Genomic DNA, 492 nt, shown 5'->3' with positions numbered 1-492 from the left:
CCTCGGGCGGGTCGGGTGCGAGGGTCTGCTGCCCGGTCATACGGCCTTCCCCGGTTCGGTGATGCGGTCGAGCTGCTCACGGAGCAGCGTGGCGACGCCCTCGGTGTCGAGCGGCTTCGCACCGTTCGCGGTGAGGGTGACCAGAACGTCCCCGACGTGCGCGGAGCAGGACATGGTGTCGATGGCCTCGTCCTCGTCCTCGGGGTCCTCGGGCGGCAGGAAGCACCGGGCGTTCTCGTGGCCCTTGATCCTCGGTCCCTCGCGGGAGTCGTCCCGGGGGCCGGGGAAGTCGTCCAGGGGGCCGGGGAACTCGCTCCGGAACCGCGCCAGGTCCCGCACGGCCGCCCGGTTCTCCAGCCGGGTCAGCACGACGCCCACCGTGTAGAGGTCCGTTTTCTGGTAGAGGCTGACCGACCCGCTGACGTAACTGCGCATCGCCATGCCGGTGATGCGCCACCGGTCGATCTCCTTCTCCAGCCGCATGCGCCGGGA

1 pseudogene is annotated in these 492 nt (G+C 70.7%); it reads right to left on the bottom strand.

Annotation, left to right across the window (positions count from 1 at the left end):
- Window positions 1-36: 36 nt before the first annotated feature.
- A pseudogene (locus B7L92_RS38845) lies at window positions 37-492 on the bottom strand (hypothetical protein); the annotation flags it as partial.

Origin of the sequence: Streptomyces viridosporus (genome assembly GCF_002078235.1) — a bacterium.
GTDB classification, from domain to species: Bacteria; Actinomycetota; Actinomycetes; order Streptomycetales; family Streptomycetaceae; genus Streptomyces; species Streptomyces viridosporus.
This window is presented reverse-complemented; position numbering and strand designations above follow the sequence as displayed.